The 26,915-nt window shown below is 71.3% G+C and carries 27 protein-coding genes; 22 read left to right on the top strand and 5 right to left on the bottom strand.

Annotated elements, in window-relative coordinates:
• Positions 1–168 precede the first annotated feature (168 nt).
• From MFF56_RS14170 to MFF56_RS14140, 7 genes are read left to right on the top strand one after another with little or no spacing between them, the layout of a single operon-like run.
• The gene (locus tag MFF56_RS14170) at positions 169–843 is read left to right on the top strand and encodes a cytochrome b/b6 domain-containing protein (RefSeq protein ID WP_283207426.1); all 675 of its coding nucleotides are present in this window, start codon (positions 169–171) and stop codon (positions 841–843) included.
• The gene (locus tag MFF56_RS14165) at positions 840–1,613 is read left to right on the top strand and encodes a molybdopterin-dependent oxidoreductase (protein WP_238230180.1); all 774 of its coding nucleotides are present in this window, start codon (positions 840–842) and stop codon (positions 1,611–1,613) included. The genes MFF56_RS14170 and MFF56_RS14165 overlap by 4 nt, the downstream gene beginning before the upstream one ends.
• Complete coding sequence (locus tag MFF56_RS14160) at positions 1,610–2,377, top strand: TIGR04282 family arsenosugar biosynthesis glycosyltransferase (protein WP_238230179.1); 768 nt, start codon at positions 1,610–1,612, stop codon at positions 2,375–2,377. Before MFF56_RS14165 ends, MFF56_RS14160 begins: the two co-directional genes overlap by 4 nt.
• Positions 2,374–3,717 carry an MptA/MptB family glycosyltransferase gene (locus MFF56_RS14155; RefSeq protein WP_238230178.1) on the top strand — a complete coding sequence of 448 codons (1,344 nt, stop codon included), beginning with the start codon at positions 2,374–2,376 and terminating at the stop codon, positions 3,715–3,717. Before MFF56_RS14160 ends, MFF56_RS14155 begins: the two co-directional genes overlap by 4 nt.
• Positions 3,717–4,772 (top strand): radical SAM protein, encoded by a 1,056-nt coding sequence (locus MFF56_RS14150; RefSeq protein WP_238230177.1) that lies wholly within the window; start codon positions 3,717–3,719, stop codon positions 4,770–4,772. Before MFF56_RS14155 ends, MFF56_RS14150 begins: the two co-directional genes overlap by 1 nt.
• Entirely contained in the window at positions 4,760–5,473 is a 714-nt protein-coding gene (locus tag MFF56_RS14145) for a glycosyltransferase family 2 protein (protein ID WP_238230176.1), read from the top strand. Before MFF56_RS14150 ends, MFF56_RS14145 begins: the two co-directional genes overlap by 13 nt.
• Positions 5,470–6,621: an aminotransferase class I/II-fold pyridoxal phosphate-dependent enzyme gene (locus MFF56_RS14140; RefSeq protein WP_238230175.1), complete on the top strand. Its 1,152-nt coding sequence runs from the start codon at positions 5,470–5,472 to the stop codon at positions 6,619–6,621. Before MFF56_RS14145 ends, MFF56_RS14140 begins: the two co-directional genes overlap by 4 nt.
• A 28-nt stretch (positions 6,622–6,649) precedes the next feature.
• On the opposite strand, the gene MFF56_RS14135 is transcribed toward MFF56_RS14140, so the two are convergent.
• A complete protein-coding gene (locus MFF56_RS14135; RefSeq protein ID WP_108038967.1) occupies positions 6,650–7,591 on the bottom strand; it encodes a LysR family transcriptional regulator in 942 nt (313 codons plus the stop codon).
• A 187-nt stretch (positions 7,592–7,778) separates the two neighbouring features.
• On the bottom strand, positions 7,779–8,048 hold the full coding sequence (locus MFF56_RS14130; protein WP_238230174.1) for a hypothetical protein: 270 nt from the start codon (positions 8,046–8,048) through the stop codon (positions 7,779–7,781).
• Positions 8,049–8,646: 598 nt separating this feature from the next.
• On the opposite strand from MFF56_RS14130, the gene MFF56_RS14125 reads away from it, so the two are divergent.
• From MFF56_RS14125 to MFF56_RS14080, 10 genes are all read left to right on the top strand, one after another.
• Entirely contained in the window at positions 8,647–9,936 is a 1,290-nt protein-coding gene (locus MFF56_RS14125; RefSeq protein ID WP_238230173.1) for a glycosyltransferase, read from the top strand.
• On the top strand, positions 9,933–10,136 hold the full coding sequence (locus MFF56_RS14120) for a hypothetical protein (protein ID WP_146180508.1): 204 nt from the start codon (positions 9,933–9,935) through the stop codon (positions 10,134–10,136). The genes MFF56_RS14125 and MFF56_RS14120 overlap by 4 nt, the downstream gene beginning before the upstream one ends.
• 62 nt (positions 10,137–10,198) lie before the next feature.
• The gene (locus MFF56_RS14115) at positions 10,199–10,405 is read left to right on the top strand and encodes a ferredoxin (protein ID WP_108039011.1); all 207 of its coding nucleotides are present in this window, start codon (positions 10,199–10,201) and stop codon (positions 10,403–10,405) included.
• Positions 10,402–11,721 carry an NAD(P)/FAD-dependent oxidoreductase gene (locus tag MFF56_RS14110; RefSeq protein ID WP_238230172.1) on the top strand — a complete coding sequence of 440 codons (1,320 nt, stop codon included), beginning with the start codon at positions 10,402–10,404 and terminating at the stop codon, positions 11,719–11,721. The genes MFF56_RS14115 and MFF56_RS14110 overlap by 4 nt, the downstream gene beginning before the upstream one ends.
• The gene (locus MFF56_RS14105; RefSeq protein WP_238230171.1) at positions 11,714–12,961 is read left to right on the top strand and encodes a cytochrome P450; all 1,248 of its coding nucleotides are present in this window, start codon (positions 11,714–11,716) and stop codon (positions 12,959–12,961) included. Before MFF56_RS14110 ends, MFF56_RS14105 begins: the two co-directional genes overlap by 8 nt.
• A 366-nt stretch (positions 12,962–13,327) precedes the next feature.
• The gene (locus MFF56_RS14100; protein WP_108038976.1) at positions 13,328–13,627 is read left to right on the top strand and encodes a hypothetical protein; all 300 of its coding nucleotides are present in this window, start codon (positions 13,328–13,330) and stop codon (positions 13,625–13,627) included.
• Between the two features lie 75 nt (positions 13,628–13,702).
• Positions 13,703–14,902 (top strand): DUF3095 domain-containing protein, encoded by a 1,200-nt coding sequence (locus MFF56_RS14095; RefSeq protein WP_238230170.1) that lies wholly within the window; start codon positions 13,703–13,705, stop codon positions 14,900–14,902.
• Positions 14,899–16,662 (top strand): patatin-like phospholipase family protein, encoded by a 1,764-nt coding sequence (locus tag MFF56_RS14090; protein WP_238230169.1) that lies wholly within the window; start codon positions 14,899–14,901, stop codon positions 16,660–16,662. The genes MFF56_RS14095 and MFF56_RS14090 overlap by 4 nt, the downstream gene beginning before the upstream one ends.
• A 556-nt stretch (positions 16,663–17,218) precedes the next feature.
• Complete coding sequence (locus MFF56_RS14085) at positions 17,219–19,411, top strand: TonB-dependent siderophore receptor (protein ID WP_108038980.1); 2,193 nt, start codon at positions 17,219–17,221, stop codon at positions 19,409–19,411.
• A 71-nt stretch (positions 19,412–19,482) separates the two neighbouring features.
• Positions 19,483–20,430, top strand: coding sequence for an alpha/beta hydrolase (locus MFF56_RS14080; RefSeq protein ID WP_238230168.1), 948 nt, complete (start codon positions 19,483–19,485; stop codon positions 20,428–20,430).
• A 158-nt stretch (positions 20,431–20,588) separates the two neighbouring features.
• On the opposite strand, the gene MFF56_RS14075 is transcribed toward MFF56_RS14080, so the two are convergent.
• A complete protein-coding gene (locus MFF56_RS14075) occupies positions 20,589–20,972 on the bottom strand; it encodes a VOC family protein (RefSeq protein WP_108038982.1) in 384 nt (127 codons plus the stop codon).
• 466 nt (positions 20,973–21,438) lie between these two features.
• Between MFF56_RS14075 and MFF56_RS14070 the strand changes: the two genes are divergently transcribed.
• Positions 21,439–22,986 carry an integrase arm-type DNA-binding domain-containing protein gene (locus MFF56_RS14070; protein WP_238230167.1) on the top strand — a complete coding sequence of 516 codons (1,548 nt, stop codon included), beginning with the start codon at positions 21,439–21,441 and terminating at the stop codon, positions 22,984–22,986.
• 201 nt (positions 22,987–23,187) lie between these two features.
• Positions 23,188–23,781, top strand: coding sequence for a metallophosphoesterase (locus MFF56_RS14065; RefSeq protein ID WP_238230166.1), 594 nt, complete (start codon positions 23,188–23,190; stop codon positions 23,779–23,781).
• A 302-nt stretch (positions 23,782–24,083) separates the two neighbouring features.
• Here MFF56_RS14065 and MFF56_RS14060 read toward each other — a convergent pair whose 3' ends face one another.
• Positions 24,084–24,224 (bottom strand): hypothetical protein, encoded by a 141-nt coding sequence (locus MFF56_RS14060; protein WP_238230165.1) that lies wholly within the window; start codon positions 24,222–24,224, stop codon positions 24,084–24,086.
• A gap of 120 nt (positions 24,225–24,344) precedes the next feature.
• The gene (locus tag MFF56_RS14055) at positions 24,345–24,611 is read right to left on the bottom strand and encodes a hypothetical protein (RefSeq protein ID WP_238230164.1); all 267 of its coding nucleotides are present in this window, start codon (positions 24,609–24,611) and stop codon (positions 24,345–24,347) included.
• A gap of 32 nt (positions 24,612–24,643) precedes the next feature.
• Between MFF56_RS14055 and MFF56_RS14050 the strand changes: the two genes are divergently transcribed.
• From MFF56_RS14050 to MFF56_RS14040, 3 genes are all read left to right on the top strand, one after another.
• The gene (locus tag MFF56_RS14050; protein ID WP_238230163.1) at positions 24,644–25,333 is read left to right on the top strand and encodes a hypothetical protein; all 690 of its coding nucleotides are present in this window, start codon (positions 24,644–24,646) and stop codon (positions 25,331–25,333) included.
• 1 nt (position 25,334) lies between these two features.
• On the top strand, positions 25,335–26,078 hold the full coding sequence (locus tag MFF56_RS14045) for a hypothetical protein (protein WP_238230162.1): 744 nt from the start codon (positions 25,335–25,337) through the stop codon (positions 26,076–26,078).
• Positions 26,079–26,145: 67 nt separating this feature from the next.
• A complete protein-coding gene (locus MFF56_RS14040) occupies positions 26,146–26,754 on the top strand; it encodes a hypothetical protein (protein WP_238230161.1) in 609 nt (202 codons plus the stop codon).
• Positions 26,755–26,915 lie beyond the last annotated feature (161 nt).

Genomic DNA, 26,915 nt, shown 5'->3' with positions numbered 1-26,915 from the left:
TCTCGGCGCGGAAAGGGCTTCATGATCGGCGAGGTCGGCTCGTCTTGGCAAGACATGACCGTGACCTGTCGACGATACTATTTGTGCATCCTCGCGATTACAAAATGTCATCAATCTTCTTTCAGGTCACATGGTAACGAACCTCGTTTTCGCGACGAAAAGGGGGTTATGACCGTGACTATCTCCCAATCTTTCGCGTCCGACGGACCGCGGCTGCACCCCTGGCCGGTGCGGATCATGCACTGGATCAACGCGGTCGCGATGATCGTGATGATCGGTTCGGGCTGGGGCATCTACAACGACTCGGTGATCTTCGGGTCGCTGTACTTTCCGCAGCCGGTCCGCCTGGGCAGCTGGGCGGCCGAGAGCCTGCTCTGGCATTTCGCCGGGATGTGGGTGCTGGCGCTGAACGGCCTCGCCTACCTGGTCTACGGCTTCGTCACGGGACGGTTTCGCGAGCGGCTCCTCCCGATCCGCATCGCCGACGTGATCCGGACCGTGCGCGAGACGCTGCGCTTCCAGATCTCGCACGACGATCTCACCGTCTACAACGCGGTCCAGAAGATCCTCTACCTCGTCGTGATGGTCGCCGGGGTGATGCAGGTCATCACCGGTCTGGCGGTGTGGAAACCGGTCCAGTTCTCCTGGCTCGTCGACCTGTTCGGCACCTTCCAGGGCGCCCGCCTGGCGCATTTCCTCGGCATGGCCGTCATCGTCTGCTTCCTGCTCGTGCACGTCACGCTGGCCCTCCTCGTGCCCCGGACCCTCTGGGCGATGCTCAGCGGCGGTCCGCGCCTCGCCCCGCCTCGCCTCCGAAACCCCCACGCTGGAGAGCCGCGATGAGGTCCCTATTCCGTCCCGGATCGCGCCCGGACCCCCACATCCTCGACGACCATCGCCCGGAAATCCGCTCCCTGGAGCGGCGCGGTCTCCTGCGGGGCGGCCTCTCGCTCGGGGCGCTGACCATGCTGACGGGCTGCGACGTCGGCGAATCCAGCGCCGTCGGCAAGGCCCTGCGGGCGGTCTCGTCCCTCAACGACGGCGTCCAGGCCGCCCTGTTCGATCCGAACAGGCTCGCGCCCGAATACCCCGAGAGCCGGGTGCTCAAGCCGCCGCGCTTCAACGCCTACTATCCGATCGAGGAGATCCGTCCGGTGGACGGTGAGGCCTGGCGCCTCGAGGTCGCGGGCCTCGTGGAGAACAAGCGGTCCTGGACGCGGCAGGATCTCGCGGCCCTGCCGGAGAAGGAGATCATCATCCGGCACATCTGCGTCGAGGGCTGGGACTATATCGGCCAATGGTCGGGCGTGCCCTTGCGGACCTTCCTCGAGCGGATCGGCGCCGACCTGAAGGCCCGGTACGTGTCCTTCAAGACCGCCGACGACTATCCGAGCAGCATCGACATGGCGACCGCGCTGCACCCGCAGACGCTGCTGGCGACCCGGTACGCCCGCGAGACCCTGCCCGATCCGTTCGGCTACCCCCTGCGGCTGCGCACCGCGACGAAGCTCGGCTTCAAGAATCCGAAATGGATCACCGCGATCGAAGTCGGCAACGTCTATCAGGCCGGCTACTGGGAGAGCCGTGGCTTCAACTGGTTCAGCGGCCTGTGAGCGCCGCCGAGCCCCGCGCGGCGGGCGGCCCGCGCCCTCCGACCTGCGCCATCGGCATCATGGCGAAGGCCCCGCAGGCCGGCCGCTCCAAGACCCGCCTGTGCCCGCCGCTGACACCGGACGAGGCCGCCGCGCTCAGCGCCGCCTTCCTCCGGGACACCGCCGCCAACATCGCGGACGCGGCCCGATCCGCGCCGATCACCGCCTACGCGGCCTATGCGCCGCACGGATCGGAGGCCCGGGTCGCCGCCCATGTGGGGGCGCGGACCGGGCTCGTCCTGGCCGACGGCACGCCGCCGATGCCGGCGGGGGTCCAGGGCTTCGGCCGCTGCCTGCTCCACGCGATCCGGGGCATGCTGGCGCGCGGCCATGCGGCGGCCTGCGTGCTCAGTTCCGACAGCCCGACCCTGCCGACCCGCCGGCTGATCGAGGCGGCCGAGCAGCTTCTCGCCCCGGGCGACCGGGCCGTGCTCGGCGCGTCGGACGACGGCGGATACTACCTCCTCGGCCTGAAGGCCGCGCATGCCGAGATGTTCGCGGACATCGCCTGGAGCACCGACTCGGTCGCGGCGGCGACCCGGGCGCGGGCGCGCGCGATCGGACTCCCGTTGGTCGAGCTCGATCCCTGGTACGATGTCGACGACGCCCCGTCCCTGTCCGTGCTGATCGCCGAGACCGGCGGCTATGCCGCACCGGTCACGCGGGCGCTGCTCGGCAGGCTCGAACGGACCGGGCGCCTCGCCGACCGTCTGGCCCCCGCATGAACGCGCCGCTGGCACGCCTGACCGGGCTCGGCCTCCTGCTCGCCCTGCTCATGCTCGGTGCGCTGATGCTGCACGTGCCCGGCGCCGACACCGTCGGCTCGCCGGAACGGGCCAACGTCTTCGTCGGGATCCTGGCCCTCGGCGTCGGAGTCTACCTCCTCGCCGTCCGGCTCGTGCTGCGGACCGTCCTGCCGCCCTGCGCCTTCTGGATCATCGTCGGCATCGCGCTCGTGATGCGCGCGGCGCTGCTGCCCGCGCTGCCGTTCCTGTCGAGCGACATCTACCGCTATGTCTGGGATGGGCAGGTCCAGGCCGCCGGCATCAATCCCTACCGCTACCTGCCCGTCGATCCGGCCCTCGCGCACCTGCGCGACCCGGCGGTGTTCCCCTGGATCAACCGCGCGACCTACGCGCTGACGATCTACCCCCCGGCGGCCCAGGCCGTGTTCGCCCTCGTGGGCATGCTCACGCCGACGGTGTTCGGCATGAAGCTCGCCATGGTCGGCTTCGAGGCCCTGGCCCTGCTCTGTCTCCTGGGCCTGCTGTCGCTGGCGCGGCTCCCGCGCGAACGGGTCCTGCTCTACGCCTGGAACCCCCTCGCGCTCTGGTCCTTCGCCTGCGACGGCCATGTCGACGCCATCGCCATCGGCCTGCTCGCCGTCGCGCTCCTGTGCCGGGCGCGGGCGCGGGAAGGCCTTGCCGGGGCGATGCTGGCGGCGGCCGTTCTGGTCAAGTTCCTGCCGGTGGCGGCCGCGCCCGCCTTCCTGCGCGGCGGCCGGTTCTGGAGGCCGGTGCTGGCCGGCCTCGCCGTCATCGCCCTTCTCTACGCCCCCTATCTCTCGGTGGGTTCGGGGGTCCTCGGCTTCCTGTCCGCCTACGGCGACGAGGAGGGCTATCGCTCCGGCCGGGGGGTCTGGCTGCTGGCCGGCCTGTCCCATCTCGTGCCCCTGCCGGACGGAGCGGGACGGATCTACCTGATTGGCGCCGCCATCCTGCTCGGGGCGCTGGCCTTCCGCATCGCCCGCGGGCCGGCGTTGCGGGGACCGGCCGCGACCATCGCCCTGTGCCGGGACACCGCGATCCTCATCGCGTGCACCACCGCCGCGGCGAACCCGCATTACGCCTGGTACTACGCCTGGCTTGCCCTCCCGGCGGTCGTCGCGCCGATCCCGGCGGTGGTCTGGCTCTCGGCCGCGCCGGTCCTGTTCTACGTCGACCCCTTCGACGAGCGGTTCTTCTGGCCCGGCCTCGTCTTCGGGCCCGCGATCGCCCTCGCGCTCCGCGACCTGCTCAGGGCCCGCACCGTCACCCCGATCCCAAGCCCGGAAGGACAGCGTTGATGTCAGCCTCCGCCGCGATCAAGGACCCGCGCCGCTACTTCGAGGAGGTCGGGCGGGAACGCTCCGGTGACGCGGAGACCCCGCCGGTCTGCCTCTACCTGGAGGTGACGAACCGCTGCAATCTCCTCTGCGAGACCTGCCCGCGGACCTTCGAGGCGCTCGAGCCCCCGGCCGACATGAGCTGGGAGCTGTTCACCCGCATCGTCGACCAGGTGCCGAACGTCGCCCGCGTGGTCCTGCACGGGGTCGGCGAGCCGATGCTGGTCGCGGACCTGCCGCGGATGATCCGCTACCTCAAGGACCGGGGGACCTACGTGCTGTTCAATACGAACGGCACCCTGCTGCAGCCGAAACGCTTCCAGGCGCTCATCGATACGGGCCTCGACGAGTTGCGCGTCTCCCTCGACGCCGCGGACCGGACGTCCTACGCGAAGGTGCGCGGCAAGGACTTCTTCGACCGCATCGTGCGCGACGTCGGCAAGTTCGTCGCCTTCCAGAAACAGGTCGGCGCCGCGACGCCCGCCGTCTCGCTCTGGCTGACCGGCATGCGGGAGACGGTGGCGCAGCTCCCCGCCTTCGTCCGCCTGGCCGCCGCGATGGGCGTCACCGACGTCCATCTCCAGCGCCTCGTGTTCGATGAGGTCGGGTACGGCATGGCCCGCGCCGACCTCTCGCTCTTCGAATCGACCCAGGGCGAGGAGCTCGCGGCGATCGCGGCGGCCCAGGACATCGGGCGGGACCTCGGCGTCAATCTCGACGCCTCCGGCGCCACCGAGCCCGGCCTGAGCCTGAAGTGCACGAGCGAGGACCAGCCCTGGGCGACCTGCCGGAGACCCTGGTCGCTGATGTACTTCACCGCGCACGGCCGGGCCCTGCCCTGCTGCATCGCTCCCTTCTCCGTGCGCGGCTACAGCAACTACACCCTGGGCGATGCCACCCAGCAGAGCCTGCGCGAGATCTGGAACAGCCCGGCCTACCGCGACTTCCGCACCGCGCTCCTCTCGAACGCGCCGCCGGCGCCCTGCCAGAATTGCGGGATGCGATGGAGCCTGTGAGCGTCGTCATTCCCACGCTGAACGAAGCCGGCTCGATCGGCAGGGTCATCCGCGAGATCCCCGCCGCCTATGCCGGCGACGTGATCGTCGCCGACAGCGGCAGCCGGGACGGCACCGCCCGCATCGCCCGCGAAGCGGGGGCGCGGGTCATCGACGGCGGGCACGGCTACGGCCGGGCCTGCGCCCGCGGCGCGGAGGCGGCCGATCCGGCGCACCGCGTCATCGTCTTCATGGACGGCGACGGGGCGGATCGCGGCGACCTGATCGCGCGGATCGCCGATCCGGTGCTGCGCGGCGAGCAGGATTTCGTCCTCGCCTCCCGCACCCGCGGAGACCGCGAGCCCGGCGCCATGCTCTGGCACCAGGTCCTGGCCGGCCGGCTGGCGGGCTTCGGCATCGGCGCGCTCTACGGGGCCCGCTACAGCGACATGTGCGCGTTCCGGGCCATCGACCGGGCCGCCTTGCAGGGTCTGGCGCTGCGGGAGATGACCTACGGCTGGAACATCGAGATGCAGATGCAGGCGGCTCGGGCCGGCCTGCGCATCGACGAGGTGCCCCTGCCCTATCGCTGCCGGACGGCCGGCGCGTCCAAAGTCGCGGGCTCGTTCAGGGGAACGCTTCGGGCCGGAACGAAGATCGTCACGACCTTCCTGCGGGTGGCGGCGACCGCCGCGCCGGCCCATCCGGCACCGCGCCCGTGACGGAGCCCTTCGCCCTCGCAGCCTATCTGAGCCGCTGGATCCCGGCGGTCCGGCACGACCTCGCCGCCTCAGATTCCGAGACGACGACCCTCTCCGACCTCCTCGACCTCGCGGGGCAGGACGATCGCGCGCGCTGGCGGGGCCTCGGCTTCGGCTACCTCGACCCGCGCGGAGCGGATTGGCTGCGGGGTGCCGTGGCGGCCCGCCACCGGCGGCTGACGGCCGACGACGTGCTCTGCTGCGCCGGGGCGCAGGAGGCCCTGGCCGCGGTGGTCGCGGCACTGTTGACGCCGCGGGACCATGCGGTGGTCGTGCTTCCGATCTACCAGCCCTCCGAGGAGGCCGTCACCGCCCTCTGCGGCGCCACCGGGGTGGCCCTCCGGGAGACCGAGGGCTGGCGCCTGGACGTCGGCGAGGTCGAGGCCGCGCTCACGCCCCGGACCCGGCTCGTCCTGATGAACATGCCGAACAGCCCCACCGGCGCGACCCTGGACGCGACGACGATGGGCGACCTCGTCGCGCTCTGCCGCCGGCGCGGTCTCTGGCTCGTCTGCGACGAGGTCTACCGGCATACCCTGAATCGGGCTCCTAATCTCGCCCCGGACCGCGCGCAGGGAACGGCCGCGGTCGCCGACCTCTACGAGCGCGGCATCTCCATCGACGGCCTGTCGAAGGGGTTCGGCCTCGCGGGCCTCCGCGTCGGTTGGATCGCCTGTCGCGACCGGCGGCTCCTGGAGGCCGCCCTCAATGCCAAGAACAGGATGTCGAGCTGCCTGTGCGCGGCGAGCGAGGTGCTGGCCCATGTGGCCCTCGGCGCCGAGGCGCGCATCCTCGCCCGCAGCCGGGCGGTGGGTACCCGAAGCCGCGCGCGCCTCGACGCCCTGATCGCCCGGCATCCGGAGACCTTCGGGGCGGACGCCTCGCACAACCTGGCCTTCGCCTTCCCGCGCTATCTCGGGCCCGAGGGCGCCGACGGCTTCGCCCGGGACCTCGCCCGCCGGGCCGGGATCCTCGTCCTGCCGGCGAGCCTGTGGCGCTCGCGCCTGGGGCGGGTCCCGACGGATCGCCTGCGGATCGGGCTCGGGCGTGCGGGGGCTGTTCCGGCCCTCGATGCGCTGGACCGGCACCTCCGTGTCCCGGTGCCGTAGCGCGCCGGCGCCGCCTCGCCGGCCCTTGTCAGACGCGCGCCCATTCGCCCGCGCCCGGCCGGGCCGGTTCCGTCCGGTCGTGGGACTCGCCGTCGTTCGTCCAGGCATAGGCATCCAGCGCCGCGAGCAGGGCCGCCATCGGCGGCGAGGGATGCCGCTGGGCGATCGTCACGATGCAGACCTCGCGCGCGACCTCGGGGTCGACGACACGGACCTGCACGAGGCCCGGGACCGTCGCCGAGAACGACGGCAGGAAGCAGACGCCCATGCCGGCCGCCACCATGCTCTGGATCCAGTCCTCGCGCTCGCTGCGGTGCGCGCGCCGGATGGTGACGCCGCGCTCTGCCAGCATCTGCGCGAGGCGATCCCGGTACTCGCAATGGATGCGCTGGAGGTAGATCTCGCCCTCGAGGTCCTCCAGCGTGATCGCCGTACGGGCGGCGAAGGCGTGGGTCGGTCCACACGCGAGGATGAAGGGCTCCTGGTAGAGCACGCTCGCGTGGAGCGGCGGCTCGAACCCCTCCGGGTCCGAGATCACGGCAACGTCGAGGTCGCCGCTACGCAGGAGTTCCTTGAGCTCCGAGGACATGCCCTCGATCAGCGTCAGTTCGATGCCGGGATGCGAGACGCGGAATTCGTTGAGGAAGCCGGTGAACCGGACCGGTCCGACGGTGCACATCACCCCGAGCCGGATCGGCGCCCCCTTCAGGCGCAGGAAGCTCTCCGCCGTGCGCTTGGCCTCGCCCGCCTGGACCATCATCGCGCGCAGGCTCGGCTCGAGCAGACGGCCGAGATCCGTGAGGTGGATGTTGCCGCGCTCGCGGGACACCAGCATCCCGCCGAGTTCGTCCTCGAGCTTGCGGATCGCCCGCGTCAAGGCGGGTTGCGTGACGTGGCAGGCGTCCGCGGCCTTCGTGAAGTTGCGCGTCTCGCCGACCGCGAGGAAGTAGCGGATTTCGTGAAGTTCCATGGTCCTGACCTTCCTTGATCGCGCTGTGATCGCGGCTTGATCGCGCCTGGATCGCGCCGGTGCAGGCCGGCTCCGGCGGAGCTTCGCGCGGGAGCGCTGGAGGACGTGGGCCGAGACCGCAAATCCTGCGGCCCGAGCGGTCGTGAGGCAAAGGCGGGATGGATGGCTCCGTCGTCCGGAACCGATCTCAGCAACCCGTGCAGACGGCCCCTCGCAAGAGCCGGCCGAGGTGCCCGTCGGCTGCCGCCCGGACCGGGCCGGGCACCCCAGGGTTGGCCGGACCGATGCCGGGGACCTTCGTCGCGTTCCCGGCGGTCATGGGACGGAGCAGGACCGAGGCCGCGGGAAGCGGCGAAGGCACGGGCTGTTTCGCGGAGGCCGTACCGACGACCAGGACGAAGGCCGTCGCATGGGTCAGGGCGGCGGTGAGAAGCGCGGTGCGACGCAGGGGGGGCATGGCATATCTCCTGGGTGGATGCCGGGAGTTCGCGACCGCGGCGCCCGCGTTACGTCACGCGTGCAATGGCCGTGCGGCGTCGCACCGTCGGCCCCTCCGGCGGTCGACGATCCGGACATCCGCGGTCGAGGATATCAAGGATCCGCGATGTCGCCGATCCAATATAAAGAACCCCTATGACGACAATGCCGAAACGGCATGAGCACCGGAACTGCGCGACGCCTAGGCTGGCGACCGTATGATGCCGTGGACGGGGATCGGGACAATTTCGGAGGTCTTGTGAAAATCTTGCAGAAATTTTGAACGCGGCGAGCTGTCGTTGCACCCTGCCGGCAGCGCCAGGCCTGCCCGAGGCCGGTCATCGGACGGTCGACCCGGAGGGACGAAGGCGATGGCTCCGGTCGTCGGCGTGCCCTTCGACGGCCGGTGCCGGTCGCATGCGTGCATCCGCCGGGCCCGACTTTGTGAAGCGGCCGCGTGGCCACCTCCGGGCCGGGGCCGGTGCGCAGGCGCACGCAGGCCGCGGGACCCGCGTAACCCATCGCGGTCCGGTCGCGAGATCCCAGCATCGCAACCCGCGCAGCGAGGAGTTTCCACCATGAAGGTGCTGATCGCAGCCACGGCCCTGACCGGGCATATCAACCCCCTCCTCGCCGTCGGCCGGCGGCTCGCGGCGCGGGGCGACGACGTCGTCATGATGACCGCCGAGCGGTTCCGGACGAAGATCGAGGCGTCCGGCCTCCGGTTCGCGCCGTACGACGACGGCGACGCGGCCGAGTACCGGGCGACGGACCTGCCGGCCGGTCCGGAGCGCTATCGGATCGAGTTCGCCCGGCGCTTCATCGATCCCATCCCCCTCCAGACCGGGGTCCTGCGGACGCTGATCGCCGCGGAGGAACCCGACGTGATCGTCGCCGGGAGCATGATGCTCGGGGTGCTGCCCCTGCTGCTCGGGTCCGGCCCGCGTCCCCCGATCGTCACCCTGAACGTCAGCTTCCTGTTCCTGGACCGGCCGGACCTGGCCCCCGTCGGGCTCGGCCTCCCGCCGGCGCGGACGGAGGTCGAGCGCGCCCACTATGCTCTCCTGAAGGCCGGCATGGACACGGCCTTCGTCGATCCCGTCCGCGCCGCGACGGACACGCAGCTGGCCCGGCTGGGCGTCCCAGCCCTGCCGGCCTCGCTCCCGCACGCCATCGCCGTCCTGCCGGACCTGTTCCTCCAGCCGACCGTTCCGGCCTTCGAGTATGATTTCGGACGCCTGCCGCGCAATCTTCGCTTCGTCGGTCTCCTGCCGGCGCAGAAGTCCGACGCGGCGCTGCCCGCGTGGTGGCAGGCGCGCGATCCGGCCAAGCCCGTCGTGCTGGTCACGCAGGGAACGCTGGCCAATGCGGATTTCGGTGAACTGATCGAGCCGACCCTCGCCGCCCTGGCCGACCGCGACGACCTTCTCGTCGTCGTCACGACCGGTGGCCGCCCGGTCGAAGCCTTGACGGCGCCGCTGCCCGGCAACGCGCGCGTGGCCTCGTTCCTGCCGTTCGACGCTCTCCTTCCGCAGGTCAGCCTCCTCGTCACCAACGGCGGCTATGGCAGCGTCTCGCAGGCCCTGGCGGTGGGCGTCCCCATCGTCGCCGCGGGGCTCACCGAGGACAAGGCCGAGGTCGGTGCGCGCATCGCCTGGGCCGGAGCCGGTCTTAACCTGGCGACGAACGCCCCGACGTCCGACGCCCTTCGCGCGGCGATCGACACGGTTCTCGGGAGCCCCCGCTTCCGGAGCCGTGCCGCGGCCCTGGCGCGCGACTTCCAGGCGCTGGATTCGGGCCGGGCGATCCTCGGTGCCATCGACCAGGCCGCCGGGGCGCACGCCGTCGTCGAGGAGGCCGTCGCATGAGCGCGCTCACGCTCCCCGGCGGAGTCCGGCGTGGATGTCGGTCCGCACTGGATCGTCGCCCGGCGCCGCGCGACGCGCTGCGATTGGTCGGCTTCATGGCCACCCTGGTGCTGGTCGGCACCACCGGCCTGCCCTGGACGTCCGTCGCCCGCCTGATTCCGCAGGCGGACGATCACGTCGATCCCTTCATCGGCATCTGACGACCCGCGAGGCACGACCCATGACGCATGTCGCCGATCCGATCCCGGACCCGCCCGTCCCCTTGCGGGTCGTGGTCGACCTCAACCGCTGCCAGGGTTACGCCCAGTGCTGCTACGCGGCACCCGGTGCCTTCGCGGTGCGGGGCCACGAGATCCTGTTCTACGATCCCGCGCCGCCGCGTGCGCGTCGGGGCGAGATCGAGCGGGCCGTCCAGGCCTGTCCGGTCCGTGCCATCAGCCTGCAGGTCGAGCCCGGAGACGCATCGTGACGGCCGGGGACACGGCCGGCATCGTCGTCGTCGGCGCTTCGCTGGCCGGCCTCCGGGGCGCGGAGGCCTTGCGCCGCAACGGCTATGCCGGGCGTCTCACGATCGTAGGCGACGAACCGCATCGGCCCTATGACCGGCCGCCCCTGTCGAAGCACGTCCTGTCCGGCGAACTGGCACCGGACGCGACCGGGCTGCCGGAACTCGTCGCCCTCGACGCGCACTGGCGCCTGGGCCACGCGGCGACCGCCCTCGACCGGGAGGCGCGCGCGATCACCCTCGCGGACGGGACGCGGCTCGCCTACGAGCGCCTGCTCATCGCCACCGGGGCGCAGGCGCGGCCCTGGCCGGCGGCTTCCGGGGGGCGCCTGCAGAACGTCTTCACCCTGCGCAGCCGGGACGATGCCGCCCGCCTGCGCACCGCACTGGCCGGTGCCCCGCGGCGCGTCCTCATCGTCGGCGCCGGCCTGATCGGCTGCGAGGCGGCGTCCTGCTGCCGCGATCTCGGACTGCCGGTCACCCTGGTCGATCCCAACCCGACGCCGCTCGCCCGTTCCCTCGGCACCTGGGTCGGCGGCGTGCTCGTGGATTGCCTGAGGGATGCCGGCGTCACCTTCCAGGCCGGCGCACAGGTGCTTCGCTTCGAGGGCGACGCGTCGGGCCGGGTCGTCCGCGCGCAGCTCGCGGACGGGCGCGCCGTCGAGGCCGACCTCGTGATCGTGGCCCTCGGTGCGACGCGTGCCACGGACTGGCTGGCGGATGCGGGCCTGATGGCGGATTCGCGCGGCGTGACCTGCGACGGCGCCTGTCGCGTCCTGCGCGCCGACGGCACGCCCTGCCCCGACATCTACGCCGCCGGGGATGTCGCGCGCTGGCCGAACGCGCTCTGCGGCGACCGCCTGATGTCGGTGGAGCATTGGGGCAACGCCGTCGCCCAATCCGCACAGGCCGCGCGCAACATGCTGGCGGCGGCGGAGGACCAGCAGACCTATCGGCATCTGCCGGCCTTCTGGTCGAGCCAGTTCGGGATCAACATCAAGGCGGTGGGCGCGAACGCCGGCGCCGACGCGGTCGCGATCGTGCAGGGCACGCGCGCCTCGCGGCGCTTCCTGGCCGTCTACGGACGCGCCGGGCGCAGCGTCGGTGCCGTGTCGTTCGACCAGGCACGCTGGCTCCCCGCCTACGCCGAGGCGGTCGCGGAGGGCCGGGCGTTTCCGCCGATCGAGGAGGCGACCGACCAGGGGACGTTCCTCGCCCATGCGCCGGGCTTTCCGCCCGCGCGTGCCACCTTCCACCCGATCGGGGTTCGCCATGGCTGAGGATACCTTGTTCCAGGCGGTGCTCGACCCGGCCAACCGGGCCGATCCCTATCCGCTCTACGCGCGCCTTCGCGAAAGCCCGGTGTCGATCCAGCGCGACGGCAGCGCCGTGGTGAGCACGCATGAGGCGATCCGGAGCCTGATCTTCGATCCCCGCCTCAGCTCGGAGGACCTGCCGCCGTCCCACCGCCCCCGCACCGGCAACCCTCTCAAGGATTGGCTCCTCAACCCCCTCAAGGACCGGATCGCCACCGCGCACCGCCCGCTGATCTTCCGCGATCCGCCCGATCACGACACCCTCCGCCATGCCGTGATGCGCGAATTCTCGGTGGCGCGGGTGCGGGCGCTGCGGCAGCGCGTCGTACGGGACGTGGATGCCCTCATCGACGCCTGCCGGGGGCGGGACGAGGTCTGCCTCGTGGAGGACCTGTCCTACCCGCTCCCGGTCTCGGTGATCTGCGACATGCTCGGCGTGCCGGAGGCGGACGAGCCGCAGTTCCAAGCGTGGGCGACGCAGCTCGCCACCGCTCTGGAGCCCGATGCCCGGCACGACGAGGCCAGCCGGCACCGGACGGTCGCGGCCTTCGACGCGATCTCCGGCTACATGCGGGCCCTGATCCGCGAGAAGCGGCGGCGCCCCACGGCCGACCTGCTCAGCGCCCTCGCGGCGCCGAGCCCCTCCGGCAAGCCGGCGATGGGTGATTTCGACCTGATCTCGACGGCGATCCTGTTGCTGGTGGCGGGGCACGAGACCACGGTGAACCTGATCACCAACGGCATGTTGACCCTGCTGCGCCATCCCCGGGAGCTGGAGCGCCTGCGCGCCGATCCCGAGCGGGCGCCGCGCGTGATCGAGGAGCTGCTCCGCTACGAGCCGCCCGTGCATTTCCGGACCCGGAAGGCCCTCGGGGCCATCGAGATCGCGGGGCGCACCATCCCCAAGGGGGCGCCGGTCATCCTGCTCTTCGCCGCCGCCAACCGTGACCCGGCCCGCTTCCGGGAGCCGGACCGCTTCGATCCGGACCGCGAGGACAACCAGCATTTCGGCTTCGGCGGCGGGCTGCACTACTGCATGGGCGCCCCGCTCGCACGGATCGAGGCCGAGATCGCCCTGGTGGCCCTCAGCCGCCGTCTGGTCGCGCCCCGTCTGATGGCGGATCCCCCGCCCTACCGGCCGGGGGCGTCCCTGCGCGGTCCCGAGAGGCTCGGCATCCGGATTTCGGGCCTCGCGCCGGGGTGAGCCTGATGCCGGCAACTCGCAAAACACCTTCCGGCGCATGGTTCGGCCGCCCCGCGGCCGAGGCCGATGCCCAGACCTCGGCCTCGGCCGTCGCCGGCGAGCCCGGGCGACCGGATCGCCGCCATGGCCTCAGAATGGCAAGCAATCGTCCTGTCGCGCCCTCGTGCAACGGAGGGACGGTGCCGATTCGACAGTCTTCGTCGCCGTGACAGCCCGCCGAACGCTGATCGTCACCATGCCATCTCGGTATTGTACGGTCCTGCCATCGAGGCGTTACCGTCGAACGGAGCGAAGGGGTCCGGCGACGGTCCGGTGCGTGATCGGCTTGCCCCTTCGAGGTCACGACGTTTCCGAAGGATGTGAGACATGATCCGCTTGGCGATCGCGACGGGTTTCTCCTGTGTCGCAGCGTGGGCGTCCCCGGCTTTGGCGCAAACCGACGGGTCCATCGAGGCCTACGGCACGCGCTTCGCGCTGTCGCCGTTCGAGACGATGGAGGCCTCCGTCGCCGTCGCATCCGACAGAAACGGCCGCAAGTTCAACGTCGTCAGGGCACCGAACGGACGGATGATGGTCCTGCTCCCGGTGGACAGGGTGAAGGATGTCTCGCCTTATGCCGATGACTCGGAGATGATGTTCGGCGGCACCAAGGGGTCGACCCGCTAGTCGGAACGGCTCCGGACCCGTGCCGTCGTTCGGCAGAGGGAGGCGGCGACCGGAGCCGCCCGGGGGTGGCGGGCGATGCGCCAGGACGAGGGTGGTCAGGACGAGCGTGGTCACGACACAGGAGCGGGCGAGCCGGCGTTTTCCTACGCCTCCCTGCCCTGCCTCGGACATTTCGCCGACGTTCTCGACGAGAGCCGCTACGCACGCGTGCCGGACGACTGGGCGGTCGGTCTCTGCGACGTAATCGATTCGACGGGCGCCATCGCGCAGGGGCGCTATCGGGCGGTGAATTTCGCCGGTGCGGCCGTGATCGCAGCGGTCCGCAACGCACTCAAGGGCGTCTCGTTCGGCTACGCCTTCGGAGGCGACGGCGCGAGCGTGCTCGTGGCCCCGGCCGACCGTGCGGCGGTGGCCGGCGTGCTCGCCGCGACCGCCGGCTGGGTCCGCGCCGAACTCGCGCTCGACCTGCGCACGGCCCTGATCCCCGTCGGTGCCCTGCGCGCCGCCGGGGCCGATCTGCGGGTCGCCCGCTACGCGGCGTCCGCGCATGCCGATTACGCGATGTTCATGGGCGGCGGCCTGACCCTCGCCGACACGCTGATGAAGCGCGGCGCCTATGCCCTGACGCCGACGGTGGACGGACCGCGGCCGGACCTCACCGGGCTGGCCTGCCGCTTCGAACCCCTGGCGGCGAAGGATGGCGTCGTCCTCTCGCTCATCGTCGTTCCGAGACCGGGGGCGGACCGCCGCGACCTGCGGAACGCCCTCGAGGCGGTCTTGTCGGTGGTGGAGGCGAGCCCCGCCGCGGGACGGCCGCTGCCGCCCCAGGGACCGAACATGCGCGCGCCCTGGTCCGGCCTCGCGGCGGAGGTCGCGGCCGCGGGGCCCCTGGCCGGCTCGCGGATGCTCCGCCGCATCGCCGTGTTCGGACGGGCCTGCCTCGCCTATGCGGTGTTCCGGCTCGGCCTGCCCGTCGGCGGGTTTTCCCCGCGCACCTATCGGCGCCACCTCGCGGCGAATGCCGATTTCCGGAAGTTCGACGACGGTCTGCGCCTGACCGTCGCCTGCCCCCACGCGACCGCCGACGCGATCGAAGCACAGCTCGCCGCGGCCCGGACCGCGGGGCTCCTGCGCTTCGGCCTGACCCGTCAGGATTCGGCCGTGGTGACCTGCATCAGCCCCTCGGTGATGCGTGCCGGCCACGTCCATTTCGTCGACGGCGCCGATGGAGGCTACGCCAGGGCCGCCCAGCAGTTGAAGGCCGATCCGGCATGAGCGGGCACGGCGTAGGTTTCGGCGACATCCCGTTTCTCGCCGGGTTGGAGCCCGCACTCGCGGACGCCGTCGCGGCCCACATGGTGTCCCTCGCCGTTCCCGGCGGCGCGACGCTCTTCGCGGAGGGCGACGCCGGCGACGGGCTGTACACGCTGGTCTCGGGGTGCATCGGGATCTCGAAGCGCGATCCCCAGACCGGCCGCCCGAAGCGGATCGCCCGCCTCGCTCCGCCCGAGACCCTCGGCGAGATGGCCCTCCTCTCCGCGGCGCCACGCTCCGCCACGGCGACGGCCCTGCGCGACAGTCACGTTCTGTACCTGGCGCGCCCTGCCTTCGAGCGGATCATCGCGCAGCACCCGGCGACGCTCCTCTATTTCAGCCGCCTCGTCGCCGAGCGCCTCCGCGCCGTCTACGAGGGCAAGCCCCTGGACGACCGGCCCCGCAGCTTCGCGGTGCTGGCGGTGACGGACGGCCCTGACACCACCGGCTTCGGCCTTCGCCTCGCCGAAGCGCTCGATGCCGTCCTGCCCGGCCGGACCGGATGCCTCGCGGACTGGCCGGCCGGGGCGGACGAGGCCTGGTTCCATGCCTTCGAGGCCGCGCATGCCCGCACGATCTTCGTCGCCCACGAGATCGACTGCCCCTGGTGCCAGCTCTGCCTGCGTCACGCCGATCACGTTCTGCTGCTGGCCGATCCCGGTGCGCCGCCGCGCCCGGCGGCGCGCGCCTATGGGGGGCGCCTCCGCTCGGACTGGGTGGAAACGGATCTCGTCATCTGCCAGGGCGCGGATGCGCACCTGCCGAGGCCGCTCCATCCGGACACCGCCGCCCTTCCGGCCGTGCGTCCCGCCGCCCTGGCGATCCATGTCCGCCCGGGGCGCGCCCCCGATATGGCCCGCTTGGCCCGGCTCGTCAGCGGTTGCGCGCGCGGGCTGGTCCTGGGCGGGGGCGGAGCCCGTGGCCTGGCGCATCTGGGCGTTCTCGAGGTGCTCGCGGAGGCGGGCCTGGCGATCGACCTAGTCGGCGGCACCAGCATGGGGGCGATCATCGCCGCGAGCGTCGCCATGGGATGGGACGTGGCGGAAATCCGGGCGCGCACGATCGAGTCCTTCGTCGGTCGGAATCCGCTGAACGACTACACCCTGCCCTACCTCGCCCTGACCCGGGGCGCGAAGGTCGATGCCGGGCTCGCCGAACGCTTCGGGACCGCGACGATCGAGAACCTGTGGCTGCCGTTCTTCTGCGTCTCGTCGAACCTGACGACGGGCAGCGCCATGATCCACCGCGCGGGCCGCGTCGCGGAGGCCCTGCGCGCCAGCATCGCGATCCCGGGGCTTCTGCCGCCGGTCTGCACGCCCGAGGGCGTCCTCGTCGACGGCGGAATGATGAACAACCTCCCCGCCGACGTGATGGCCCGGCTGAAGCGCGGCCGGGTCCTGGCGGTGGATGTCGGGAGCGACCTCGCCTTCCAGGCCATGCCGACGCGGTCCTGGCGCGGCCGCACCCTGCGGCGCTGGCTCGGCGCACCCGATGCGATGCCGGCGATCGCCCCCCTGCTCCTCCGGGCCGCCACCGTCTCCAGCGACGCCCAGAGTATGATGGCGGTCAGCCAGGCGAGCGTGGTGCTGAAGCCGGCCCTCGCCGGCATCGATCTCCGCGCCTGGTCCAGTTTCGAAGAGATCGCCGTCCTCGGGGCCGACTGCGCCCGCGACGCCCTGGCGTCCGGCGGCCTCGCCGCCTGGGCCGATCCGGGCGATTGACCGCGTCGCCGGAAGGCCGCCGCAGCCCGGAGCCGTCATGGCTCGGGCGGGGATTCGCCGTCCGGCGGCGCCCGCAGCAACACCACGCCACCCGCTATGCGACGGGGCGGCCCAGCCGATCCCGGAAAACGCCGCCCTCGAGCGTCCAGGTTGGCGACGTGGAGGGCGTTACCCCGTCGAAGCCCGCAGCTTGAGCCTCGGTGCCGCGGCGCCCGAGCCTGCTTCGCTGCGCGTGGCGCTCCGAGGCGACCGTCTGACCGCCGCCCGACCCAGGCGGTCCGGGCGGCGCGAGCCCTGCTGCATTGCGGCGTGGCAGCCAGTCGCTGCACTGCTTGAAAGCATCCCTGCCAAGATCATGAGCACGATCATCTGGTTTCTGGCTCGTGACGCTACGTAACACCAAGCATTTCGATCGATTATTCGAGTAGTTTAGAACGGCTTCAGTTTTTAGGTGCTCTAAGTGTGTCTTTCACATCACGATTTCGACTTGCCTTATAGCTCGTGAGCGGCAATGAAATCGCTGCTGCGCCGCTCGGGGCGCCTATCAGCGTGCCCTATGCCTCATCGCACCTCGTTCCTCGCTCTGCTCCTCGCCACGACAGCCCTCACCGGGCCTGCGGCGGCACAGCAGGCGAGCGTGCAGCTCGACCAACTCTCCGTCGAGGGCGCGGTTCCTGGCCCCCGGATCGGGAGCGGGGCCAATCTCAGCGGGGGTGACGGCGGGACGGCGGCGACCAGCGGCGGCGGCGGCGGCCCGTCCGGAGTCGCCGGCTACACCGCCCGGATCAGCCCCACCGCGACCAAGACCAACACGCCGCTGCTCGAGACCCCGCAATCGGTCACGGTGCTCACCCGCGAGGCGCTCAACGATCGCAACGTGCAGACGCTCAACGAGGCCATCGGTTACGTGGCCGGCGTATCGTCGAACGTCTTCGGCTTCGACCCGCGCTTCGACTCGTTCTACGTGCGCGGCTTCAGCCTGACCTATGACGGCATCTTCCGGGACGGCCTGCGCCAGGTCGCGGCCGGCCTGACGGTGCCGCGCATCGAGCCCTACGGCATCGAGGCGGCCACGATCCTGCGCGGGCCGGCCTCCGGCCTCTACGGCCTCGGCTCGCCCGGCGGCATCCTCGACGTCACCACGAAGCGGCCGGTCTTCACCCCCTTCGGCGAGGTGCAGCTGCAGGTCGGCAACTTCGACCGCTACCAGGGCAATTTCGACATCGGCGGCCCGGTCGAGGGCACGGGCGGCACCCTCGCGTACCGCCTCACCGGAATCCAGCGCCAATCGGACACCTTCATTCCCGGGGGCTCGGACGACCGGAGCTACATCGCGCCGTCCTTCACCTGGAAGCCGTCCGCCGACACCACCTTCACCTTCCTGAGCGAGTATCAGGAGACCAAGCTTCCGGGCAGCACGACGTTCTTCAACCAGAACCTGCGCCCGACGCGGATCTACTCGGGCGATCCGGCCTTCAACGACTTCCGGCAGCAGCAGGGGCGCGTCGGCTACGCGTTCGAGCACCGCTTCGACGCGGATCTGGTCTTCCGGCAGAACTTCCGCTTCTACGACATCAGCAACGACTATCGCTACGCGTCGATCGGCGCCCTCAGCCCCGACGGCACGAGCGCCAGCCGGTCGACCGGATACTCGCGGCAGTTCCTCAGCCAGATCACCCTCGACAACCAGATCGAGGCGCACGTCACCACCGGGCCGGTCGCGCACACGCTGGTGGCGGGGCTCGACTACGCGCATTCCGACTTCAACTATCGCTTCGGCTTCGGTGCGGCCCCCGATCTCAACCTCGTCACGCGCAATTACGGCCAGCAGCCGATCCTCGCGCCGCTGCTGGGTCCGCGCACCGCGCAGAGCCAGGATCAGGTCGGCCTGTACCTGCAGGAGCAGGCCCGGTTCGACCGCTTCGTGCTGACCCTGACCGGGCGCTACGACTGGGTGTCCCAGACCACGACCGCGGCCCCCGCTGCCGCGACCCAGCAGAACGACCAGGCCTTCACGGGCCGCGTCGGCCTCAACTATCTCCTGGCCCCCGGGCTCGTCCCCTATGCCAGCTACGCCACCACCTTCGCGCCGCAGCCGGGCGTGGATGCCGCCGGACGCGCCTTCCGGCCGGCGACGGGGGACCAGATCGAGGCCGGCGTCAAATACCTGATCCCCGGCACGAACATCCAGGCGGGGTTCGCCGGCTTCGACATCGTCCAGAGCAGCGTCCTGCGCACGGATCCGAACAACGTCGCCTTCCAGGTGGCGACCGGCGCCGTCGAGTCCCGCGGCTTCGAGATGGAGGCCATCGCCAATCTCGCGCCGGGCACCAACCTCACCCTGGCCTACACGCATCTCAACCTGCGCTATCTCAGTCAGACCTCGTTCGCGGGCCAGTCCCTCGACGGCAACGCCCTCTCGGGCATCCCGGGGGACACGTTCACCGGCTTCCTGAGCTACCTGTTCCCGTCGAGCTCGGCCCTGCGCGGACTGACGCTCGGTGGCGGCATCCGCTTCAACGCCAACAGCTTCGCCAACGACGAGAACACGGTCCGGAACCCGACGGTGACGCTGTTCGACGCGTTGATCGCCTACGATTTCGCCGCCATCGACCCGGCCTACAAGGGCTTCCGCGCTCAGGTGAACGCGAACAACATCTTCGACCGCGACTACTTCACCTGTCAGGCCGGCTTCTGCTATCGGGGCGCCCCCGCCACGGTCATCGGCAGCCTGATCTACCGGTGGTGATCGTGACGGGCGTCATGGCCGGGGACCGGCCGCCGGCGGATGACGGGCGCGGCCCGGGTGGACCGGGCCCGGTGAGCGCCCCCGTTTCACGGCGCGCCGCCGCGGGCCTCCTGGCGACCGCCTGGATGACGCTGGGTGGATATGCCGTCCGCGCCGCCGGTCCGGACGAGCCGGCACGGCTCGCCGGCGCGGTCAGCTTCGACCTGGGGGGCGACGCGGACCGTGCGCCCTGGCGGATCACCCTCTACATCCCGCCCGGGGCGGCGCCGGTGGACGGGTGGCCCGTCCTCTACCTCCTCGACGGCAACGCGGTGACGGGCACCGCCATCGACATCGAGCGGGTGCAGGCCCCGTACCCGGACGCCACGGGAATCGCGTCCCGCTTCGCCGTCGTGGGTATCGGCTACCCGGGCGACGAGGCCCATGACGCCGCGCGCCGCTCATGGGACTACACGCCGCCTCCCGGCCGGTCCTACCCGGGCCACAGGCCCGGGGGGGCGACGATGCGGACGGGGGGCGCCGACGCCTTCCTTCACTTCGTCACGACGACGCTCCGGTCCGCGGTCGCGCAGCGATGCCGGGTCGATCCAGCGCGGCAGGCGCTGTTCGGACATTCCTTCGGCGGCCTGTTCGTCCTCTACGCCCTCGCGCATCGGCCGGACGCCTTCTCCCACTGGATCGCCGCGAGTCCGTCCATCCACTGGGAGGATCGGGTCGTCCTGAAGAGCCTCGCGCGTCTCGAACAGGGACCGCCCGTCCGCGCGCGCGTGCACCTCTCCGCCGGGGTCTACGAGGAGGCCTTGGCACCTTTCCAGGACCGCGCTCCCGACCGCGCGGCCCGCCTGGAGCGCCTCACCTCCGCACAGATGATCGCGCTGGCACGCGCGATGGCGGAGCGGCTCGGCCGGATCCCCGGCGTGACGAGCGAGTTCCGGCTGATTCCCCGGCGGACGCACATGACCGTTCTGCCGGACGCGGTGAACGACGCCGTCGCATTCTTCCTGCAGCGGGGGACGTAGTCCGACGCCGTGGCGGAACGCCGAAGCGGAGAAGGGCCACCGCTTCGGGTCGGGAGAGACCCGGATCGTCCCGCCGCCGCCGCTCTCCGGCGGCCTGCGGCGTGACGCCGAAGGGCCCGTCCGCCTCCGCCTGCTGTCGGCCGGCCCGGGGCCCGGCCTCAGTCCGCGATCTTGTAGCGGGCGCAGAGCTTGTTGCCGTCCGGGTCGCGCAGGTAGGCGAGATAGATCCGGCCCATCGGCGTCTGACGCTCGCCCGGCGGGTTCTCGACGGATGTCCCCCCGTGGGCGACGCCCGCCGCGTGCCAGGCCTCGGCTTCGTCCGGGCCCTCCATCGCGAACCCGATCGTGCCCCCGTTGGCGGCGGTCGCGGGGTCTCCGTCGATCGGCTTGGTGACGACGAAGCGGCTGCCGCGGTGGGCGTAGACCAGGCGTCCCAGGGCGTCCGTCCGGCCGGGTTCACCGCCCATCGCGCCGAACAGCGCGTCGTAGAACGTCTTCGACCTGGCGAGGTCGTTGCTGCCGACCACCATATGGCTGAACATGGAATTTCCTTCCTCGATCGCGCGTCCGCTGAGCTACCGCGTCCGGGGCACCGGGGGCAACCGCGGGCCATGCCGCTTCCGCGCAGGGCCGCCGGCGTGCGGCGGAGTCGCCTCCCCGGGGCGAAGGCGTCCGTCCTTCCCTGGCCTGCGGCATGGGCGGGCTCCGGGAAGCCCAGGTTCGAGACATGTCCAAGAACCGAAAAGGCCCCGGCGTTTCCGCCAAGGCCTGATGCTATGTCATCGAATTCGTTGGTAGCGAGGGAGGGATTTGAACCCCCGACACAAGGATTATGATTCCTGTGATCAAGGCCCTGCCGCCCCAGTTTCAGTCCGTCGGATGCGCCGGGAATAGCCGTTTCCCCTCTGAGACCTGTTAACGATGGACGCCATTCGGCCTTGCACACTCGGAGCCGCCCCGCCCAGGGTCGCCGCCCCAGTTCCGCCCCGGTTCATGGAGCGTTCCCGAGTGGCCGTCAAACTCACCCAGAAGAAGGTCGATGTCCTCGTCGCCGAGTGCGTGAAGGGGATGACCCCGCGCGACGTCGCCGACGACGGCTGCCTCGGCCTCATCCTCCGCCTCAAGCCGCGGGGCGCCTCGTGGACCTTCCGGATGGAGAGGGGCGGCGAGAGCCGGCGGATCAAGCTCGGGACGCCGGCGGCCCTCACCCTCATCCAGGCCCAGGCCATCGCGGCCGCCGCACGCCGGGACCTCGCGAACAAGGTCGCGGTGTTCGACGGGGACGAATGGCTGCACCGGCAGTTCGCCGAGCTCGGCCTCGTCGCCCCGCCGCCGCCGCCGGGCAAGCCGTCGAAGCCGGCCGCGCTGGTCGCCGAGATCGGCGCCGACTTCAAGGACGCGCCGTTCTGGACGTGGGAGCAGGCCCGCGAGGCCTACCTCGCCGAGGTTAAGAGGACCCGGCGCCACGACACCTGGGTCGACTACCGGACCGTGCTCAACATGAAGGAGCTCGCCCCGCTGGCGGAAGCCTGGAGGGTCTGCCGGATCACCCGGCAGCAGCTCTCCGTCATCGTCGCCGAGGTCCACGCGAGCGGCCGGGAGCGCCAAGCCGAGCACCTCGCCTCCGTCCTACGCCCCATGTGGGCGTACCTGTCGCGGGACTCCGTTCAGCACAGGAGCGGCGTGGCACAGAACATGGCGGGCCTGAAGGCGCCCGAGCGCTCGGCCGGCGTGAAGCCACGCGCCAACGGCAAGGTCCCGGGGACCTACATCGCCACCCCGCGAGAGGCGGGCTACCTGGTGGCCGTGTCCCGGGCGGGCGCCATCGAGCGGTCTATGGGCGTCGCGGCGGAACTGCTAGTCTCGACCGGGCAGCGCCGACGCCCGATTGCGACGGCCCTCGTCGAGGACTTCGTGCCCTGGGCGGAGAAGCCAGGCTGGGGCGTCTGGTCGATGGGGCCGATCCACCGCAAGACCGCCAGTCGGCGCCAGGACAAGCACCGGCACTGCGTGCCTCTACCGCCGGCGCTGTGGGAGCTTGTCCAGGGCCAGATGGAGCGGGCCCTCGCCGCCGGCAGCCCTTACCTGTTCCCCCAGATCCGCGCCAAGAAGGCCGGCGCCGCGGCGGACGGCCACCTCTCCCCGGCAGCCATCAACCATCGCATGCTGGACCTCGGGCTCCGCGCGAGCCCGCACGACCTGCGGCGCTGCCTGACGAACACGTGCCAGCGCAAGTTCCGTATCGCTCGGTCCGATGTGAAGATGGTCGTCGACCACGCCGAGGGCATTCGTTCGGACGATGTCCTGGAGGGGCACTACACCGAGGACGACCGCCTCGACCTGAAGGCCCCCCTGATGGAGCGGTGGTGCGCCTGGGTCGATGAGCAGGCCGCCGCAGTCGCCCTGCCGGACCTCTCGGCGCTGCGGGCCGAGATCGCAACCCGGCGTCGGGAGCGCGAGGCGGCCGGGAAGGCCAAGACGGCTGCCGCGAAGGAGGCGTCCGCCCAGGCCGAGGCCGCGGCGGGTGAGCCGGCCGCGGTCGGCGAGGCTGCCTGAGGTTCGCTTCACCCTTCCTCCACCGTGGCGGTGGATGGCGCCGCCGTCCCCGTTGACCGCACGAATCGTGAGCTGCGATCCTCCCTCCATCGACGCCACGAGGCTCCCATGAAACCGCGCATACGCCCCACCGCCGAGAGACCCATCCCCCCGGGGGCGTGACGCCGCGCGTGCAGCCCCCTTCGACAGGAGGCTGCCTTCATGAACCACCACCACAACCTAACGCCCCCCAAGGGCACCGTCTGGCTGACGGGTGACACGCACTTCGGACATGCGGGCTCCATCTCGCAGTCGAAGCGTCCCTTCGCCGACGTCGCGGAGATGGATGCCCTGCTGATCGAGGCATGGAACGCCGTCGTCCGCCCCGGGGACACGGTCATCCATGTCGGCGACTTCGAGTGGGGGCACACCCCGGCGGGGGCCGCGGAGATCTTCGGAGCCCTCCGGGGCCGCAAGCATCTCATCGTGGGAAACCACGACCGAGCGCGGGTGACGTCGCTTCCCTGGGAGAGCGTGCAGGAGCGCCTCACCGTGCACGTCGCGGGCCGCCGCATCGTGGCCGATCATTACCCCCTGCGGGCCTGGCCAGGGAGTTTCCGGGGCGTCCTCCACGTCCACGGGCATACGCACGGCAGCCTGCCTGGGACGTCGCAGTCGACCGACGTCGGCGTCGATGTCTGGGGGTACGCCCCGGCCCGGGCGGAGGACGTCTTCGCCCGGATGGAGGCGACACCCGAGCAGCCCGAGGAGCGACGCCGGGCGCAGGAGCGCGACGAGGAGGGCGACGATGCGTGAGACCGAGATCCCTCCGGACAGCGTCACCTGCACGCGGTGCGGCTGGGTCAGCTACGCCGTCAGCCGTGCGGAGGCCGAGCAGCGCATCGCCCGGCACAACGCCATGAGGCTGGAGCACCCCGACAACCTCCGATTCTGGCCGAACCCGACGTCGCTCGAACGATACCGGTGTCTCGGCTGCGGCGGGTGGGGGCCGTACCGGTCGGCGCGTACCGGGGACTGCCCGTCGGGGGCGACTATCAACCCCGTTCTCGTGGACCCCTAACGAGAAGGGCCCCCGGATCGCTCCGGGAGCCTTTCGTCTACCTGCTGGCCTCGATCTGGCGGGCGAGCTCCGATGCATCGGCAGCCCGCTCCCGGAGCAGCCGGGCCAGCATGGGCAGGACCCAGTCGGGCGCCTCCTTCGCGCCGGTCCCCCAGCGCCCGACGGTGCGGGGGTCCATCGTGTCCCGGGGGCCATCGGGGTGGACCTCGCCTAGGCGGCGGGCGAGGCCCCGGCGCCAGTCCTCGTCCCCTACAGGGCCTCTCCCGCGGCGGCGATGAGCTCGGCGTCTGTCATGTCATCAGATCCGGAAGGGCGACGTTTCGAGGTCTTCGAGGCTGTCGTACTCGTCGAAGAAGGCCAGCCGGTCGAGGTCGACGTCGTGCAACTCGGTCTTCTCCTTCTGGCGGTGCGTTGGCTGGCGCAGCGGGGGCGTGTGGGTGATGGCCAGGATGTGCTGGCCGGTCGCCCCCTTCACGTCCTCGGCCCAACGCTCCCAGGCGTGCTGCGCCTCCGGGGCGCTGTGAGCGGTCACCATCAGGTCCAGGCTCGGGTCGAGGGGCTCCATGTCCTCGCCGACGACGCGGCACGTGAACACTCGTGGACGACAGACGAGCGCCACGAGGACGGTCGGGTCCTCTATCGCCCTGCTGCTGGGAGCCCGTCCCTGCCGACGACGCCGTAGCCCAGCGCGCCCTCGACGCGGCCGAGGCGGCGGTCGCGGCGGATGACGCCAGGATCGAGCGTGCCGAATGGATGCGCCGGGAGATGCGGGAGGCGACGGCGCGCGGCCTCGCCGACGAGACCCGGCGCACCATGGAGCGGCTCCGGGTGAGCCTCGACAAGAACCATTGGGCCTGGCCTGTGAAGAAGCGCCTCCTCGCCGAGGAGCTCCTCCGCGAGCCGATGGAAGTCGACGACGTGCCGCAGATCCACGTCTCCGAGATGGCGTTCAAGCTGCTCAAGCAAGTCAACGACGCCATCGCAGCGGTCCGCGAGAGGGTCGCCGCGGACGCGAATCACGATTGGCTGGAGCGGGCCCGTGACCCCGAGGTCCGGCGGGCGGTTCATGACGCGTTGCAGATCCTCTGCGAGATGGACCAGGACCGGGAGTCGCTGCGGAACGGCTACGGCTGGGGCAAGAGCCACTCGCACGCCGGGCACGTACTAGGTGGGCTGCAGGAGCTCTCCGTCATTGAGGCGTCGCAGGCTCTGGCGGCGGTCTGGCGTCACCGGAAACAGGTGAGGCCCGAACTCCGGCAGGCTATCTTCGGCTCGGCGGAGGCCTGACATGGTGCCCCGCCCCGACCCCCGCCAACTCGACCTGTTCGCCGAGCAGGTCGTGCCGGCCTTCCGGACGGAGCCGACGCTCGACACCAGTCCCGTCCGAGTCGGTTTCATCCCGATGGACGAGATGCTCATCGAGGCCGGTCTCGGGAGCCGGTACTCGCTGATGACGGGCTACGCGCTCCAGGACACGAGCGTGCCGTACCTACCGCGCAGCATCGCCTTTCCGGTGACGCTGAAGCGCGACCGCGACGGCACCCCGCACCTGTTCGTGGCTTCACCCGTCTATGCGGACCTCCCATACGTCCGGCGCGTCGAGGAGGCCACGGGCCTGAAGGCGATCTCGCACCCGAGCGCGTCGGGGGCTTTCTGGCACCACGCCGTCGACCTCGCGGCTGACGCAGGATGGGAGCGCCTCGCCGAGAGCCTGGAGTTCACGACCCTGGAATGCGTCGACCAAGCTGTTGGCCTGCACGTCATCGATGGCGAGCTCTCCGCAGCAAACGCCCGCCTGCTGATGGGGCGCCTCGGCGTCCAGGAGCCTGGAGACCGCAGTGCGGCCGCCCTTGCGCGGATTGATGTCAACTTCGGCAGCTTTGAGCTGGATACGACGGCGTGGACCGCCATCCACGCGGTCGAGGACGGATGGATCAAGCCGGGGCGCGTGGGCAAGGGCCGGACCGTCTACGCCACCCTGACGAAGAAGGCCCTCGACCACGTCGCCTCGCGGAGGGCGCAGGCTGCCTGATCCCTGGTCGCTTGCTCGCCTCCGGCGACAATACCCATGTCACCCACCCTAAGGAGCTTCGCCCCCCATGCGCCGTTCGTTCGCCCGCTACCTCGCCCTCGCCATCGCCGCGATGCTGGCTGTCCCCAAAGCCGTCTGGGACGGCACCCGGTGGGTCCTCAGGGCCGCCTTCGCCCCGCCGACGCCGCAGGGCATGGAGATCGAGGATGCCATGGACGCCGTCCGGGCGGCCGCGGCCCCGACGTCGTCCCCCGCAGCGGACACCGTCCAGGCCGAGGACACCGTCCGCGTCGCCGCCCCCTTCGTCAGCCGGACACCGTCCGAGACCGAGGAGGCCCTCATCGCCTGGGGACGCACGGCACGGGCTTACGCGACGTCCCGCCTGTCGAGTGAGCCCGAGCCCGACATGCGAGCCTTGGACGAGTCCGCGGAGGGGTGGCTTCGTGGGCTGTCAGACGAGGAGTGCCGGCGCCTGCTGGACTTCTCGTGCCGGCGCGTCAGCGACCACATGACGGGGTCGCACCTCATCCAGGGCCTGCCCCGCTGCCTCGTTCGCCCGGCCTGGATGACGGCCATCGAGCTCGCTTCGGTCGACGGCGACGAGCTCTACGAGAGCGTCAAAGCCGACCTCGCCCGGGACCCCTCCAGCGTCCCCGGCTACCGCGTCGCCGCCTAAGGCCTCCCCTGGAACGACCAAGGCCCGCCTCCTCACGGGGGCGGGCCTTTCGTTTGCCTACGCGCGCCTGCGACATCCTGCCGCGCCTGGGTGGCCCGAAATGGGTTGTGAGTGTCCCTGTGCACATCTCTGCGCACCACGTCAGCATCTCGTGTGCGCAC

It is taken from the genome of Methylobacterium hispanicum (assembly GCF_022179285.1).
GTDB classification, from domain to species: domain Bacteria; phylum Pseudomonadota; class Alphaproteobacteria; order Rhizobiales; family Beijerinckiaceae; genus Methylobacterium; species Methylobacterium hispanicum.
The sequence above is the reverse complement of the archived record's forward strand: the minus strand, read 5'-3'. Positions and strand labels throughout refer to the sequence as shown.

What these genes read in the sequence shown, in the direction of transcription:
- MFF56_RS14040 (WP_238230161.1), top strand. Translation starts at nt 26,146, where the DNA reads ATGCGCCGTTCGTTCGCCCGCTACCTCGCCCTCGCCATCGCCGCGATG.
- MFF56_RS14095 (WP_238230170.1), top strand. Translation starts at nt 13,703, where the DNA reads ATGCGCCAGGACGAGGGTGGTCAGGACGAGCGTGGTCACGACACAGGA.
- MFF56_RS14100 (WP_108038976.1), top strand. Translation starts at nt 13,328, where the DNA reads ATGATCCGCTTGGCGATCGCGACGGGTTTCTCCTGTGTCGCAGCGTGG.
- MFF56_RS14165 (WP_238230180.1), top strand. Translation starts at nt 840, where the DNA reads ATGAGGTCCCTATTCCGTCCCGGATCGCGCCCGGACCCCCACATCCTC.
- MFF56_RS14120 (WP_146180508.1), top strand. Translation starts at nt 9,933, where the DNA reads ATGAGCGCGCTCACGCTCCCCGGCGGAGTCCGGCGTGGATGTCGGTCC.
- MFF56_RS14105 (WP_238230171.1), top strand. Translation starts at nt 11,714, where the DNA reads ATGGCTGAGGATACCTTGTTCCAGGCGGTGCTCGACCCGGCCAACCGG.
- MFF56_RS14090 (WP_238230169.1), top strand. Translation starts at nt 14,899, where the DNA reads ATGAGCGGGCACGGCGTAGGTTTCGGCGACATCCCGTTTCTCGCCGGG.
- MFF56_RS14135 (WP_108038967.1), bottom strand. Translation starts at nt 7,591, where the DNA reads ATGGAACTTCACGAAATCCGCTACTTCCTCGCGGTCGGCGAGACGCGC.
- MFF56_RS14085 (WP_108038980.1), top strand. Translation starts at nt 17,219, where the DNA reads ATGCCTCATCGCACCTCGTTCCTCGCTCTGCTCCTCGCCACGACAGCC.
- MFF56_RS14055 (WP_238230164.1), bottom strand. Translation starts at nt 24,611, where the DNA reads ATGGAGCCCCTCGACCCGAGCCTGGACCTGATGGTGACCGCTCACAGC.
- MFF56_RS14060 (WP_238230165.1), bottom strand. Translation starts at nt 24,224, where the DNA reads ATGGACCCCCGCACCGTCGGGCGCTGGGGGACCGGCGCGAAGGAGGCG.
- MFF56_RS14065 (WP_238230166.1), top strand. Translation starts at nt 23,188, where the DNA reads ATGAACCACCACCACAACCTAACGCCCCCCAAGGGCACCGTCTGGCTG.
- MFF56_RS14150 (WP_238230177.1), top strand. Translation starts at nt 3,717, where the DNA reads ATGTCAGCCTCCGCCGCGATCAAGGACCCGCGCCGCTACTTCGAGGAG.
- MFF56_RS14155 (WP_238230178.1), top strand. Translation starts at nt 2,374, where the DNA reads ATGAACGCGCCGCTGGCACGCCTGACCGGGCTCGGCCTCCTGCTCGCC.
- MFF56_RS14045 (WP_238230162.1), top strand. Translation starts at nt 25,335, where the DNA reads ATGGTGCCCCGCCCCGACCCCCGCCAACTCGACCTGTTCGCCGAGCAG.
- MFF56_RS14125 (WP_238230173.1), top strand. Translation starts at nt 8,647, where the DNA reads ATGAAGGTGCTGATCGCAGCCACGGCCCTGACCGGGCATATCAACCCC.
- MFF56_RS14075 (WP_108038982.1), bottom strand. Translation starts at nt 20,972, where the DNA reads ATGTTCAGCCATATGGTGGTCGGCAGCAACGACCTCGCCAGGTCGAAG.
- MFF56_RS14145 (WP_238230176.1), top strand. Translation starts at nt 4,760, where the DNA reads ATGGAGCCTGTGAGCGTCGTCATTCCCACGCTGAACGAAGCCGGCTCG.
- MFF56_RS14170 (WP_283207426.1), top strand. Translation starts at nt 169, where the DNA reads ATGACCGTGACTATCTCCCAATCTTTCGCGTCCGACGGACCGCGGCTG.
- MFF56_RS14130 (WP_238230174.1), bottom strand. Translation starts at nt 8,048, where the DNA reads ATGCCCCCCCTGCGTCGCACCGCGCTTCTCACCGCCGCCCTGACCCAT.